This is a genomic window from Chryseobacterium paludis (assembly GCF_025403485.1).
Classification (GTDB): Bacteria; Bacteroidota; Bacteroidia; order Flavobacteriales; family Weeksellaceae; genus Chryseobacterium; species Chryseobacterium paludis.
This window is the reverse complement of record NZ_CP099966.1, coordinates 2,417,733-2,431,397: the sequence shown is the minus strand read 5'-3', so window position 1 is coordinate 2,431,397 and position 13,665 is coordinate 2,417,733. Positions and strand designations below refer to the sequence as shown.

The following is a 13,665-nucleotide window of genomic DNA, read 5'->3' as shown; positions in this document are numbered from 1 at the left end:
ATTAAATTTTTTGTTTATTTTACTTTGAATAATTTAAACAATGGCCAAGTTAATTAATTTATGAATAAAAAATATAGATATGTATATTAATTTAGCAAATTAATAAAGTGGAAAGCTTTTTTATGTGTTAAAGTACTATAAACCAGTATATATATTGTGGTGTTGATTTTGTGAACTATATTTATTAATCGGTTTTAATAATTAATCACTACTCGTTCATCATCATTTACTGGGTTTATTTTTTTTGAGATACGATATAGTCTACCATTTCATCAACAAGCCGATTGAGATAGGATTTATCGGTTGTTCCAAAACCGTGTATTCCTCCTTCAACAATGGTTAGTTTATTTTTTATGTCCTTTTTATCTAATTTTCTTTTTAATATTTCAGATTGTTTCAAGGGAACAATTTTATCTTTATTACCTTGTAAAATCAGAGTAGGTGTAGCATTGTCAATATAGGTTACAGGAGATAAGGTTTTAAAATAATCGATCACTTTTCTTTTGTCTTTTTTTATATCATAACCTGAGATTCCTAAGATCAGCTTATCCCTGAGATCAACAATTTTTTTTGAAAACAGGCTGACAAAAAAAGCACCCACGTTTCCTACACGGGTATGTAGTAATTTATTAAGATCAGTTGGTCCAAAATTATTTACAACATAATTCACTTTTGCCGAATAGGGTGAAAGCTCTGGAGCTCCAACAAACTCGTTGTCCTCAGTATAAGCTGCCAATAATGAGAGATGAGCTCCTGCAGATGCTCCGAAAAGACCAATATTATTGGTGTCAAAATGATATTTATCGGCATTTTTTCTTACCCATCTAATGGCATCTTTAGTGTCCTGAATAGGAAGAGGAAAATGGACATCCTTATTCACCAGCGTGTAGTTGATACTCACTACGGTATATTCTTTTTCTACAAGTTTTAGAATCATATTTTCTATATATGAATCAGCGTGTATCACTTTATCACCTCCTATCCAACCTCCACCATGCACATAAATAAGAACAGGATGTTTTTCATCGGAACTGTTTTTAGGGCTGTAAATATCTAAAGCTACAGAGCCTTCTTTATTAGTTTTATAAAAAATATTTTCTGAAACAGTTGTTTTTTCCTGTAAGAGTATACTTTTGGGAGTTTGTGATTGAATTTGATTTTGAGAGAAATTTAAATTAAATGCACTTAAAGATAAAACAAAAAACAGGTTTAATAAAAACCTGTATAATGTAGTATGGTTGTTAAATGATTTCATATGATTTTTTTTGAGGAAATTAGTTACTTTACTAACTCCTCAAAAAGTTTACCAAAAGTTTTTTCCAGGTCTTTGGATTTTCCGGGATGAGGTCTTGAGGTTTGAACAACAGAGCTGCGTACAGCGGTTAACCAACGGAAACGTTCTGGAAGTTCCAATTGTGCAATAGGTCCACCGTCTTTATCTCCATTGGCAATTTTTTTAAAACTTTCCAGATTTTGAATAATATCTTCGTAGTCCAGTTTACTGTGCATAAGATTGAATTTATCGGGACACAGATAAAAATCAGCCCGGATAAATTTTTCCTTTTTTGAAAACATAACAAGACCTACATTGAAAAATTCTTCTCTTTCAACCTTTGGTACCAAACGTATTACGGCGTATTCGTATATTTTATCCTCTTGCATTTTTCGCTTCGTTTAGAAAGATTTGTGAATTCTCTAGCCTTGTTTTCATAAATTGGAAGTATACTTCACGAATCTCCTCAGGAGTTTCATCAGCGTCATTCCACTGTAACCAATCTTCAGGGATTAAATTAACGATTTCCCTGAACACGGTATCATTTAAAACTTCATGTGCCCACTGATCAGCTTCATCCAGCATCTTAGCTTTAGGAAGTAAAACGTGATCTTTTACATATTTAAAAGGTGTTTTTGCAGCAGTATCAAAATTCTCCCATGAATGATGGAAATAAAAAGAAGCTCCATTATCAATTACCCAGAGTTCCTTATGCCACATTAATAAGTTGGTGTTTTTGTAAGTACGGTCGATATTGGTAATAAATGCATCCAGCCATACGATTTTTGAGGCTAAGAGTGGGTCAATAACAACACCAGGATCATAAGTAATAGATCCGGAAAGATAATGAAGACCAAGATTTAATCCTTCTGAAGATTTCAGTAAATCCTGAATTTCTTCGTCTGCTTCAGTTCTCCCAAAATCAACATCAAGGTTTACAAAAACCAATTCAGGAATTTTTAATCCTAAAACTTCTGTGATTTTTCCACCCAAAAGTTCTGATATCAACATTTTTACTCCATGACCTGCACCACGGAATTTTAACACATATTTAAAATCGTCATCAGCTTCCGCCAAAGCAGGAAGAGATCCACCCTCTCTTAAAGGCAGGATATAACGCATTACGGTTACCGTTCTTAAATCCAACATATCGCAAAAATAAGATTTTACTTTGTGTTTGTTTCTATTTTTAATATTTTTAGTTGAAATTAAGTTAGTAGCAAAAAGGATAAAGTCATTTTATCATAAGATAAGTTTAATTGCATCTCATAAGGACTTTCACTTTTAACTAAAAAAAGAAATATGGAAATCACAAAAAAACAAAATATAATCCTCTCAAATCCTGAAACCAGGGATTTCCTTGCTGATGCGTTTTATTCCGAAACGGATAACAAACTACCTTTAGTGATTTTTGTTCACGGTTATAAAGGCTACAAAGATTGGGGAGCCTGGAATCTGATGGCTGAAAAATTTGCAAAAGCCGGATTTTTCTTTGTTAAGTTTAATTTCTCACATAATGGAACAACTGTAGAAGATCCTGATAATTTTGCAGATTTAGAAGCTTTTGGTAAGAATAACTATTCTAAAGAGCTTTCAGATTTGGGAGTAGTGATTGATTATTTTATTAAGGATCCCAAAGTTGATGATCAGAAAATAATACTGATAGGCCACAGCAGAGGGGGTGGGATTTCCATTGTTAAAACTTTTGAAGATGAACGAATTAATGGGTTGATTACATTAGCTAGTGTAGATACTTTAGACCGTTTTCCAGATGGGGCTAGTTTGGAGAAATGGAAAAACGAAGGAGTTTATTATGTTTTAAATGGAAGAACTAAACAGGAGATGCCTCATTATTACCAGTTCTATGAAAATTTTGAACAAGATGCTCATCGTTTTGATGTAGAAATGGCTACAGAAATGGCAAAGGCTCATTTATTGATTGTCCATGGAACAAATGATGAAAGTGTAGAGGTAAAGAATGCAGAACATTTACATATTTTGAACCCTAATTCCGAATTGTTTTTAGTTGAAAATGCCAATCATACTTTTGGTGCAAAAGAACCTTGGACTGAAGCTGGTCTTCCTCAAGATTTAAATACGGTTACGGAAAAATGTATTGATTTTATTAATCTGAAAATGTAGGGCAAATGTAAATTTGTTTAATAAAGTATGACTTTAATTCCGCAATATGATCCTGAAAATTTTAGAACAGTACTTCAGAACAGTACTGAAAATTTTAACCATAAAGAATCAAATGACTTTTTTATAATTGATCTTGCTATTCAAAAAAACAAAGTTCATCTTCCATTTCTTCCACATCGTTTGACCGTTAATGATTTTGTATTTGTGAGCAGAGGCGAGCTCATAAAAACGGTATGCTCGGATTCTTACTCTATTCCTGAATCTACCTTAATGATTTTACCGCCGTATAAAATAAGGACCATGGAGAAGTTTTCAGATGATGTCGAGGGGTATTACTGCCATTTTCCAGATGATCTTCTTTCACGGGATAATGGATTTAAGGCCCTTCAGGAAATACTTAATTACTTAGATTTAAAAAATGATCATCGTATCACAATAGCAAACAATACGAAGGGGAATCTTTTATATCTTCTGAAAAGGATGAAGGAATTGTATAAGCAGAATGATGTCAATTTGATCATCTCATACTTGCAGACATTTTTAGCAGAGATAAAATCTATTATACAAGATCTTCCACCTATTGTTCTTACTGCAAACGAAACTATCGCTTTCCACTTTAGAAAAGCAATTACTCAATATATTAATACTGTTCATAGCATTCAGGAATATGCGGATATGCTGCATGTTTCTCCTAATCATTTAAATAAATCTGTAAAGATGGCAACCGGAAAAACGGCTTCGTCAATTATCAGTGAAACTCTGACGATGGAAGCTAAATCACTGCTCTCCAATACTCAATTAAGTGTCGGGGATATCGCTTTTTCTTTAGGAATTGAAGACCCGTCCTATTTTACCCGTTTCTTTAAAAAACACATTGGTGTTTCTCCCAATCAATATAGGAAGAGGATTGATTTGTCCTATTAATTGCTTTGTTTGTTCTATATGTAAGCCTGTTTTATTGCTGAAATTTGCAATATAATAGTTTGAAATTATGGATTTTAAAAGCGGGTTGATGTTTTTCTTAGGGTTCGTTTTGGCTAAGGCTCAGACGAGTGATGTGAAAGAAAAGCTAAATGCTCCTGTTGCTTTTGAAGTACTTGCAGGCAATGTGGGAATTGCTTCTCAACTGAATATCAATAAAAATTTTAAAGATGTCCATGGACTTTCTTTTTTCAGTGTCAGTAATATTTCTTCAAAATGGAACGAACAGAATGCCAAAGATGCCATGTCACAATTCAACTTGGCGTATGAATTTCTGAAAGGCTTTCGCATACTTGGAGGAATACATTATACACCATCTACAGGTTTAAGGCCAAGTGTTATGGTATTGTATTCTTATGTAGCAGAAAATATGACCATCGTTTTCGGTCCCAGAGTAGATCTGTCTGATAATAGTAATGTGGAGGGTTTTGGAATGCTGGAATATAAACCAAAACTGAACGGGAATTGGCAGGTATATTCAAGACTTCAAGGACTATATGCGCAGTCTGTTAAAAACGGTAATCATGCGAGAAGTTATTTAATGATAAGAGCTGGGGTCAGTCATCATGATTATAGTTTTGGATTTGGGGCAAACTTTGATGCTTATGGTCCGGAAAGGATAGTGAAAAATAATTTTGGAATTTTTGCTTCCATCAGGTTATTCAAATAATATTAATTTTAATAATAAAATACAATGATACATACAGAATTGAAAAAATATTTTGAGCGAATACATTTTACAGGGAATGCTGCTGTTAATATAGAAACCTTGAAAAATATCCATGAATTGCATCCTCAATACATTACATTTGAAAATATTGATACTTATACAGGGTATGTCCCGAAGGTTGACATAGAATCAGTTTTTAATAAATTGGTGATAGAAAACAGGGGTGGATATTGTTATGAACAAAATGTTTTGCTGAAAAATGTTTTAGAAACAATAGGCTTTGATGTTACCGCTCATCTTGGAAGAGTTTTATGGGGAAGAGAGAAGGAAGGGAAAGCTGCTCGTACACATATGTTGCTTACTGTAACCCTGAGCGGAGAAAAATATCTTGTGGATTCGGGATTTGGGACAGTGACGCTAACATCTCCGCTAATTTTACAGTCAGAGAATGAACAAATAACGCCCAATGGTCTTTTTCAAATATCTTCAAATAATCATATTTACACTCTATCTTTAATTGGTGAAGAAAATATGCCGATCTATGAATTTTCTTTAGAACCTGCCGAGCAGACTGATGTAGAAGTTGCTAACTGGTATATCGCTACGAATCCATCTTCCATCTTTAGAGAAAATCTTATTGTGACAAAAGTGGATGTAATAGCTCGTTACACGTTAAACAATAAATCTCTAAACATACGCTATAACAATGGGACCAGAGAAAATATTGATGTCATTAATCATGAAGATTTGTTTATTTTGCTTGAAAATGTATTCCATATTAACTTAAATAATATTAAAGATAAGGTCGTTCTTATCAAAAAATTTAGTGGAGTAGCATAATCTATTGAAAGTGGGTAAAATAAAAAAAGATGGTTTAAAAAACCATCTTTTTTTATTTTAGATATATAATTAAATCACTAGAATTTTCCAGGCTTCATCAATATTATTTTTCAGTAAAAGTTCCTGAGCCTTTTTATGAATATCTTCATCTGCGTAGCAACTTTCTGAAGGAAGAACTTCCACATTGGCAAGCATTCCCAGATCGTTACCTGTAAATACTTTGCTTAGTTTTATAGCATCAGGAAGAAGATCAAAGCCAATTCCTTTTGTTACCAAAGGTTTTGGTACTTCAAAGAGATTGTTTTCATTATTTCTGGAATACCAGTTTCCTCCTAAACGAGCAACCATATCCAGTTTTGCCTGATCCAGATTACCTTGTTCATTGAGGTATTCTTCTCTGATATGAATTTTTTGTACTTCACAAATAACTAAATTACCAGCGCCTCCCTGTTCTCCTAAAGATTTTATTTCTAAAACCTTGCACTCAAAATTAACGGGGCATTCTTCAATAAGCTTAGGTTTTACCATGTCAGCATCTTTCATGGTAAGCCCGGATTTGATGAATTCATTCACGCCATCCTCATATTCTGTTGACGCTAAAGAGATTTGTTGTACTATGGGGAAATTAACTGTTCCAATGACCACTTCCGGAACTTCCAGAACATTTTCCAGCGTATGTTTCGTTGTATTATCACGAACTCTTCTTGATGGTGAAAAGATCAAAATTGGCGGAACTGTACTGAACATGTTAAAAAAGCTGAAAGGCGATAAATTTATTGTACCATTTTTATCAACTGTTGATGCCAAAGCAATTGGTCTGGGAGCAACAGCGGTTTGCATGATCATCTGAAGCTGTACAGCGGTTATTTCGGATGGGATAACTGTTTTCATATTTTATACTTAAGCTACTTTAGCTTTTGAAAATCTAGTATTACAAAAACTAAAGTGAACTTAATTTTAGCATAATTATTTTAACTTAAGTGTTTAAACTTTTTTTATAATGTAGGAATGATTTTTCCAGATACTTCACCGAAGCCTACTCTTACACCGTCTTTTTCAGCCCAGGCTTTCATCGTTACAGTATCATTATCTTCAATGAACTTTCTTTCCTGGCCATTGTTTAATTGAATAGGATTTTGGCCTCTCCATGTTAATTCAAGCATAGAACCGAATGATTTTGGATCACTTCCTGAAATAGTACCACTTGCATACATATCACCCACTTCCAGATTACAACCGTTTACAGTATGATGAGCCAGTTGCTGGGTCATATTCCAATACATAAACTTGTAATTGCTTTCTGAGATTAGGTTTTCTTCTCCATTCTCAGGCTGTAAGTATACTTCAAGGTTGATGTCGTAGTTTTTATCACCCTCAAATTTTAGGTAATCTAAAACTTCAGGATCTTGTTTTGGAGAAGCTGTTCTGAAAGGAGCCAGTGCTTCTAAAGTAACCACCCAAGGAGAAATCGATGAACCAAAGTTTTTACCTAAAAATGGTCCTAGTGGCACATATTCCCAAGATTGAATATCTCTTGCAGACCAGTCATTGAAAATAACCATTCCAAAAATAGCGTCTTCAGCCTCTTTTGTAGAAACACTTTCACCCATATCGGTGTTTTTATTGATAACAAAAGCCATTTCTAATTCAAAGTCCAGCTGTTTCGAAGGACCAAAGATTGGTTTATCTGCATCGGCAGGTTTCATCTGACCTTTTGGACGGTTGATATCTGTTCCTGAAATAACGATTGAAGAAGCTCTACCATGGTATCCTACAGGTAAATGTTTCCAGTTCGGCAGTAAAGCATTAGCTGGATCACGGAACATTTTTCCAACATTAGTTGCATGTTCGATACTGCTGTAAAAATCTGTATAATTTGGAATATGAATAGGCATGATCATTCTTACTTTATCAAGATCATAGAACGCATCTTCTATGGTTTTCTGATCTTTAGATAAAATGGAACCTTCCTGTAATAATTCTTGGATTCTAGCTCTAACAGCATTAGTGACAGGTTTTCCTAATTCGATAAATTCGTTCAGGGTGTAAGCTTCAAAGACGTTGTCATCAAGTCCTTCAATATTTTCAAAGTAACTTAAATCGAATAAGCTGGCCAGATCAATAACCTGATCCCCAATTCTTGTACAACATCCAATATATTCTTTATTGAAAACCGCTACTCCAAAAGGAATATTATGTATAGAAAAGTCTGAATTTGAGGAATACTCTACAAATGATTTCATAAGATTGTAATTTAATTGAGATTAATAAATCTGTTAAAATTTTAGGTTTTTAATATCTCAAGTGGCCGTAGTAGAAAAGCAAAGTTTCCAACTAAATATTTTTAAACTCATCAGTATCCTTGATTATGATAAAATCATTAAGTACTGACCAAATATTGAGATATTAAATAAATTACTTTCTCACTACGCTCCCCGCAATAACGAGCGCCCTCAAGATATGTATATTATTTTTTTGAATACGATGCTTCATCGATCCATCTGTCTTTAGTATTAACGTCAATCAGGTAAAGTATATTATCCTGTCTCGTTAATAATAAAGTTTTGGTAACCGGAATGGGAACCTTTTTACCTTCTAGAATATTAGCTCTTAAAGAAACAATATTCTTTTTTCTGACGATATCACCGGTAAAAACATTAGAACTGCTTTCACCTGTAGCCTTATCATCGAAAACTTCTACATAAGTTGCATTATTACCTTTAATAATAATGAAATCCCTTTCTGTATGGTCATCGGAATCTTTAATAAAGACAAATTTTTTGTCGTCAATATTTACATTTTCCAGATGCTGATTGATGCCTTTTCTTTCTTCAAGTCTGTTGAGAATTTCATTAAGTGTTCCGTATTGAGCTTTCAAGCCCAGTGCACTGAAAAATAAAATTCCAAATACAATTTTTTTCATATTAAGTGTTTTAAAAAAAAGTTTTGTCAAGACTTTGCATCCTGACAAAACTTAGTATTGATATCTGGGAATTAAAGATTACCTCTTCTATCCTGTTCTCTTTCTAATGCTTCAAACAATGCTTTGAAATTACCTGCTCCGAAGCTTTGTGCACCATGTCTTTCAATGATTTCAAAGAAAAGAGTAGGGCGGTCTTCTACAGGCTTAGTAAAGATTTGTAAAAGGTATCCTTCTTCATCATGATCAATTAATATACCAAGATCTTGTAATTTTTTAAGATCCTCATCGATATGACCTACTCGTTCAGGAACCATATCGTAATATGCTTCTGGTGGAGCAGAAAGGAATTCTACACCTCTCTTTTTAAGTTCTGTTACAGTATGGATAATATCTTTGGTAGCAACCGCAATGTGTTGAACTCCTTCACCTTCATAAAAATCAAGATATTCTTCTATCTGAGATTTTTTCTTTCCTTCAGCTGGCTCATTGATAGGGAATTTAGCAAATCCGTTTCCGTTGGACATTACTTTAGACATCAACGCAGAATATTCTGTATTGATCTGTTTGTCATCAAAAGAAAGGATATTTACAAAGCCCATTACTTTTTCATACCATTCAACAGTAGGGATCATTCTGTTCCAGTCTACATTTCCTACACAGTGGTCAACGTATAAAAGACCTGCTTCTTCCGGTTGATAAGTAGTTTCCCACTTTTCATAACCAGGCATAAATGGACCTGTATAATTTTTTCTCTCAATAAACATGTGAACTGTTTCTCCGTAAGTATAAATTCCGGACATTCTTACTTCTCCATGCTCGTCAGTTAAAGTTACAGGCTCTAAATAAGGTTTACCACCTCTTTTTGTGGTTTCTTCAAAAGCTTTGTAAGCGTCATCCACCCAAAGTGCTAAAACTTTTACTCCATCTCCGTGTTTTTTTACATGTTCACTAATTGGAGATTCAGAGGTAAGTCCTGTCGTTAAGATTAATCTTATTTTTCCCTGTTGAAGAACATAAGAAGCACGATCCCTTACTCCTGTTTCAGGACCAGCGTATGCTACAGACTGAAAACCGAAAGCGGTTTTATAAAAATGAGCAGACTGTTTAGCATTTCCTACATAAAACTCAATGTAATCTGTGCCATTAATTGGCAAAAAATTCTCTGCTTGAGCAATTTTTTCGGCAAATGTAAGTGTTGACATATTTTCTTTTTACTTTTATTTTTATAGGTATGCAAATTACAAAAATCTTAGATATGGCAAAAGTATTAATAGGAAATCCTTAGTGAGGCTTAACATAGATTTAAAGAAAAGTTCATTTAAGTATGTTTAAGTTTAGTATGTTACAGGATGGTTATCTATTTTTGTATCTACAAAGACAAGTGAAAAAAAAATATTTTCGAAAATTTGAAAGCCGTAGGACACTACGGCTTTCATTTTTTATGATTTAGTCTCCCTGCATCAGGGTTATAATTATCCCATATTTTCCAGACGTTATCTATTTTCTTGATAAAGTAAATTTGGGTGTTTAACTGATTAACAAAATTTTCTTCACCTGTTTCGCCAACTTTAAATAAGAGATTCCAAAATTCCTGAGATTCCAATATTTTTTTGTCAGGTTCATCAGTAACCATATGGATATCAAAAACCTCAAAATTGGAGCGATTATTTTTTGTAATAAGTTTAAACTCTCTGTCACATAGTTCTTTACTAAACTGCGTGGCTCTTTCCAAAAAAGGGGAATCATCGAAAACAAGATCTTTAAAAAGTTGAGTATTATGAGAAGGAAACTGTTTGTAAAACTCAAACACTGTAGAACAATAGTTGTATATGATATTACTGAAGAACTCTTCATCTTCAGAATTATGATCCTGTTTATTCTCCCTTATAAACTGAATATAAGCATTGAGATCTTTAAATCCTAAAAAGATGCATATCTTATCCAGTGTTTTTAAAAAACGAAGATCGTTATGTGTTTTATCCTGATAATCATTTTCAAAAAAACGCTGCAGTGTAACATGAGAAATAGTACTTCCTATTTCAAATTTTTTACCTCCTTTCAGTTCTTCAGATCCTGATAGTTCATCTTTTATAATTTCGGAGAGAATAATATAATGACTCCTCTTCCAATCTTTAACATTACCTAAAACCGAATTTTTTACCTTGGAATGTTTTATTATTTCCTCTCTTATCGAATTATATATCGTTTTCAATTGCCTAACTTTAAAAGGGTTTATCAAAAATACTGCCAAAGACTTAGAAGGTCTTTTGTCTATCCCTTTTTGGTCAGTTTACAGATCGTTTAATGCAAAAGAAATTATTTAATGTTTAAATCTTTCAAAAGCGGCTTGTTCCAACATCTCTCTGTCATCAGGGTGAGCAATACTGATCAATTCCTGAGCCCGTTGGCGTAGATTTTTTCCATACAGGTAGGCTGTTCCATATTCTGTAACGACATAATGGATATGTCCTCTCGTGGTAACAACACCTGCTCCCTGTTTCAGGTAAGGAACAATTCTTGAAATTCCCTTTTTAGTCCTTGACGTGATCGCAATAATAGGTTTTCCTCCTTCGCTTAAGGCAGCACCTCTCATAAAGTCCATTTGGCCACCAATTCCACTGTATTGTAGAGTTCCTATAGAATCTGCACAAACCTGTCCAGTCAAATCGATTTCTATAGCAGAATTAATGGCAACCATCTTTTTGTTTCGCATGATATTGATTGGGAAGTTCACGTCACTTACATCCTTAAAAGCAAAAACAGTGTTGTCATCTACATAGTCGTACAATTTTCTTGTTCCAAAGCAAAAGCTGGTAATTGTTTTATTATCGTTATAACCTTTGTATTTGTTGTTAATGACATCATTTTGAATAAGATCTATTACTCCATCGCTTAGCATTTCTGTATGAACTCCCAGGTCTTTATGATTTCCAAGACATTTCAATACAGCATCCGGAATAGTTCCAATACCCATTTGGATGGTTGATCTGTCATCAATAAGATCGGCAACGTTCTTTCCAACTAACATTTCCTCAGGGCCTACTTTTGATCCGTAATCTACCGTAGGAAGTTCTTCTTCATGCCATACCAGTTTGTTTATTCTGCTAATATGTATCATTCCGTCTCCGTGAGTTCTCGGCATTAAAGGATTTACGATAGCAACAATTATTTTAGCAGTATCTACAGCAGCTCTTGCAACATCTACAGAAGTACCTAATGTGCAGAAGCCATGTTTGTCAGGTGGAGAAACAGTAATTAATGCTACATCAAGAGGTAAAATGTTATTCCTGAATAAGATGGGAATTTCACTTAAAAATACGGGAACGAAATCACCTCTTTCAGAGTTTACGGCATCCCTTACAGGAGTTGAAACAAATAAAGAATTGACGAAAAAGTTGTCTTTATATTGTGGTTTTGCAATTTCAACATTTCCTTGCTGAGTAATGGAAACCATTTCCACGTTTTCTAATCTGTGGGATTGTCTGGCTAATTCATCAATCAGGTAATTGGGTGTACATGCACTCCCGTGAAAAAATACACGATTTCCGCTTTTTACAGTATATACGGCTTCCTCTGCACTAATATAATTGTACATATTAAATTTTTTTTGAAATAATATTTATACCGACTGTTGTTTACAGTCATTTGTGTTTTTACAGTTTATTCCAACCAGGAAGTTTTATAGGTTGGATCTTCTACTTTCATAGCTTCTTCAGTGATTTTTAAAGGACGGAATGGATCTACCATCACAGCATATTCTTCAGTGAATTTTTTACCGATACTTCTTTCCATTGCCCCGGGATGTGGCCCATGAACAACTCCTCCAGGGTGAAGACTGAAGTCCATAAGATCAACATGGTTACGACTCATAAAGTCACCTTCTGTGTAGAATAAAACCTCATCAGAGTCAATATTAGAATGATTATATGGTGCAGGAATAGCTAATGGATGGTAATCATACATTCTGGCACAAAAAGAACAAACGACAAAATTATGTCCTTCAAAGTTTTGGTGAACTGGAGGTGGTTGATGAATTCTTCCTGTTATAGGCTCAAAGTTTTTGATGTTAAATTTATAAGGATAAAAATAACCATCCCAGCCTACGACATCAAAAGGGTGCGTTGCATAAATGAAGTCAGTGATTTGATTTTCTTTTTTTACTTTAATTAAAAACTCACCTTTTTCATCTTTAGGTTCAACAAAAGTTGGAGCGATAATGTCTCTCTCACAGAATGGAGAATGTTCCAAAAGTTGTCCAAATTCATTTCTGTATCGCTTTGGAGTATAAATTGGAGAATGACTTTCCAGTACAAAAAATACAGTATTTTCAGTATGAACTTCTACCTGATAGATTGTTCCCCTTGGAATAATAAGATAATCACCGGTAGAGAAATCCAGGTTACCAACAAATGTTTTTAAAACTCCGGTGCCTTCATGAACAAACAAAAGTTCATCACATTCAGCATTTTTATAGAAATAATCAGTTGATTTTCTAGGTTTTGATAACCCCATTTTCAGATCATTGTTCACCAAAAGGAATTTTCTGCTTTCCAAAAAGTCATCTTCAGGAGTTACCTGCATTCCTTTGAACATTCTTGGAGTTACATTTTTATCAACAGCAATCTTAGGAGTTACATCTTTTGCATTTCCTATTGATTTTATCTGAGTAGGTCGGTGGATATGATAGAGCAAAGAAGAAATACCATGAAAGCCCTCGGTTCCGAAAAGTTGCTCATAGTAGAATTTATCTTCTGGAGATTTAAAAATCGTATGTCTTTTCTGTGGGATTTTCCCAGATTGATTATATCTCATTTTACCTTTATATTTTCTCAAATT

Annotated in this window: 14 protein-coding genes; 4 read left to right on the top strand and 10 right to left on the bottom strand. The window is 33.8% G+C overall.

Annotation, left to right across the window (positions count from 1 at the left end):
- Window positions 1-235: 235 nt before the first annotated feature.
- Genes NG806_RS10865 through NG806_RS10855 form a run of 3 tightly spaced genes read right to left on the bottom strand, consistent with a single transcriptional unit; the run spans window position 236 to window position 2,422 of the window.
- Window positions 236-1,255 carry an alpha/beta hydrolase gene (locus NG806_RS10865; protein WP_261513051.1) on the bottom strand — a complete coding sequence of 340 codons (1,020 nt, stop codon included), beginning with the start codon at window positions 1,253-1,255 and terminating at the stop codon, window positions 236-238.
- A gap of 23 nt (window positions 1,256-1,278) precedes the next feature.
- Complete coding sequence (locus tag NG806_RS10860; RefSeq protein WP_214828991.1) at window positions 1,279-1,662, bottom strand: DUF3037 domain-containing protein; 384 nt, start codon at window positions 1,660-1,662, stop codon at window positions 1,279-1,281.
- A complete protein-coding gene (locus NG806_RS10855) occupies window positions 1,649-2,422 on the bottom strand; it encodes a HipA family kinase (protein ID WP_261513049.1) in 774 nt (257 codons plus the stop codon). Before NG806_RS10855 ends, NG806_RS10860 begins: the two co-directional genes overlap by 14 nt.
- Before the next feature lie 153 nt (window positions 2,423-2,575).
- On the opposite strand from NG806_RS10855, the gene NG806_RS10850 reads away from it, so the two are divergent.
- The 4 genes from NG806_RS10850 (at window position 2,576) to NG806_RS10835 (ending at window position 5,906) form a co-directional block, all read left to right on the top strand.
- Window positions 2,576-3,415 carry an alpha/beta hydrolase family protein gene (locus NG806_RS10850; protein ID WP_261513047.1) on the top strand — a complete coding sequence of 280 codons (840 nt, stop codon included), beginning with the start codon at window positions 2,576-2,578 and terminating at the stop codon, window positions 3,413-3,415.
- A 27-nt stretch (window positions 3,416-3,442) separates the two neighbouring features.
- Window positions 3,443-4,339, top strand: a complete 897-nt coding sequence (locus tag NG806_RS10845; protein WP_261513046.1) for a helix-turn-helix domain-containing protein — start codon at window positions 3,443-3,445, stop codon at window positions 4,337-4,339.
- A gap of 67 nt (window positions 4,340-4,406) precedes the next feature.
- A complete protein-coding gene (locus NG806_RS10840; RefSeq protein ID WP_261513045.1) occupies window positions 4,407-5,066 on the top strand; it encodes a hypothetical protein in 660 nt (219 codons plus the stop codon).
- A 24-nt stretch (window positions 5,067-5,090) separates the two neighbouring features.
- Window positions 5,091-5,906, top strand: coding sequence for an arylamine N-acetyltransferase family protein (locus NG806_RS10835; RefSeq protein ID WP_261513044.1), 816 nt, complete (start codon window positions 5,091-5,093; stop codon window positions 5,904-5,906).
- Window positions 5,907-5,975: 69 nt separating this feature from the next.
- On the opposite strand, the gene NG806_RS10830 is transcribed toward NG806_RS10835, so the two are convergent.
- The 7 genes from NG806_RS10830 to NG806_RS10800 form a co-directional block, all read right to left on the bottom strand.
- Window positions 5,976-6,797, bottom strand: coding sequence for a flavin reductase family protein (locus tag NG806_RS10830; RefSeq protein ID WP_214829000.1), 822 nt, complete (start codon window positions 6,795-6,797; stop codon window positions 5,976-5,978).
- Between the two features lie 104 nt (window positions 6,798-6,901).
- Entirely contained in the window at window positions 6,902-8,149 is a 1,248-nt protein-coding gene (gene fahA / locus NG806_RS10825; protein WP_261513043.1) for a fumarylacetoacetase, read from the bottom strand.
- Window positions 8,150-8,373: 224 nt separating this feature from the next.
- Window positions 8,374-8,829, bottom strand: coding sequence for a hypothetical protein (locus NG806_RS10820; protein WP_214829004.1), 456 nt, complete (start codon window positions 8,827-8,829; stop codon window positions 8,374-8,376).
- A 71-nt stretch (window positions 8,830-8,900) separates the two neighbouring features.
- Window positions 8,901-10,031, bottom strand: a complete 1,131-nt coding sequence (gene hppD / locus NG806_RS10815; protein WP_214829006.1) for a 4-hydroxyphenylpyruvate dioxygenase — start codon at window positions 10,029-10,031, stop codon at window positions 8,901-8,903.
- A 230-nt stretch (window positions 10,032-10,261) separates the two neighbouring features.
- Complete coding sequence (locus NG806_RS10810; RefSeq protein ID WP_214829008.1) at window positions 10,262-11,041, bottom strand: hypothetical protein; 780 nt, start codon at window positions 11,039-11,041, stop codon at window positions 10,262-10,264.
- Window positions 11,042-11,149: 108 nt separating this feature from the next.
- Complete coding sequence (locus NG806_RS10805) at window positions 11,150-12,424, bottom strand: acetyl-CoA hydrolase/transferase family protein (protein ID WP_261513041.1); 1,275 nt, start codon at window positions 12,422-12,424, stop codon at window positions 11,150-11,152.
- 65 nt (window positions 12,425-12,489) lie between these two features.
- Window positions 12,490-13,641 (bottom strand): homogentisate 1,2-dioxygenase, encoded by a 1,152-nt coding sequence (locus NG806_RS10800; protein ID WP_214829228.1) that lies wholly within the window; start codon window positions 13,639-13,641, stop codon window positions 12,490-12,492.
- Between the last annotated feature and the right edge of the window lie 24 nt (window positions 13,642-13,665).

Bases quoted from the DNA above. Each gene is read 5' to 3' on its own strand.
- NG806_RS10835 (WP_261513044.1), top strand. From the start codon at position 5,091: ATGATACATACAGAATTGAAAAAATATTTTGAGCGAATACATTTTACA.
- NG806_RS10800 (WP_214829228.1), bottom strand. From the start codon at position 13,641: ATGAGATATAATCAATCTGGGAAAATCCCACAGAAAAGACATACGATT.
- NG806_RS10830 (WP_214829000.1), bottom strand. From the start codon at position 6,797: ATGAAAACAGTTATCCCATCCGAAATAACCGCTGTACAGCTTCAGATG.
- NG806_RS10855 (WP_261513049.1), bottom strand. From the start codon at position 2,422: ATGTTGGATTTAAGAACGGTAACCGTAATGCGTTATATCCTGCCTTTA.
- NG806_RS10860 (WP_214828991.1), bottom strand. From the start codon at position 1,662: ATGCAAGAGGATAAAATATACGAATACGCCGTAATACGTTTGGTACCA.
- fahA (WP_261513043.1), bottom strand. From the start codon at position 8,149: ATGAAATCATTTGTAGAGTATTCCTCAAATTCAGACTTTTCTATACAT.
- NG806_RS10805 (WP_261513041.1), bottom strand. From the start codon at position 12,424: ATGTACAATTATATTAGTGCAGAGGAAGCCGTATATACTGTAAAAAGC.
- hppD (WP_214829006.1), bottom strand. From the start codon at position 10,031: ATGTCAACACTTACATTTGCCGAAAAAATTGCTCAAGCAGAGAATTTT.
- NG806_RS10865 (WP_261513051.1), bottom strand. From the start codon at position 1,255: ATGAAATCATTTAACAACCATACTACATTATACAGGTTTTTATTAAAC.
- NG806_RS10840 (WP_261513045.1), top strand. From the start codon at position 4,407: ATGGATTTTAAAAGCGGGTTGATGTTTTTCTTAGGGTTCGTTTTGGCT.
- NG806_RS10845 (WP_261513046.1), top strand. From the start codon at position 3,443: ATGACTTTAATTCCGCAATATGATCCTGAAAATTTTAGAACAGTACTT.
- NG806_RS10850 (WP_261513047.1), top strand. From the start codon at position 2,576: ATGGAAATCACAAAAAAACAAAATATAATCCTCTCAAATCCTGAAACC.
- NG806_RS10820 (WP_214829004.1), bottom strand. From the start codon at position 8,829: ATGAAAAAAATTGTATTTGGAATTTTATTTTTCAGTGCACTGGGCTTG.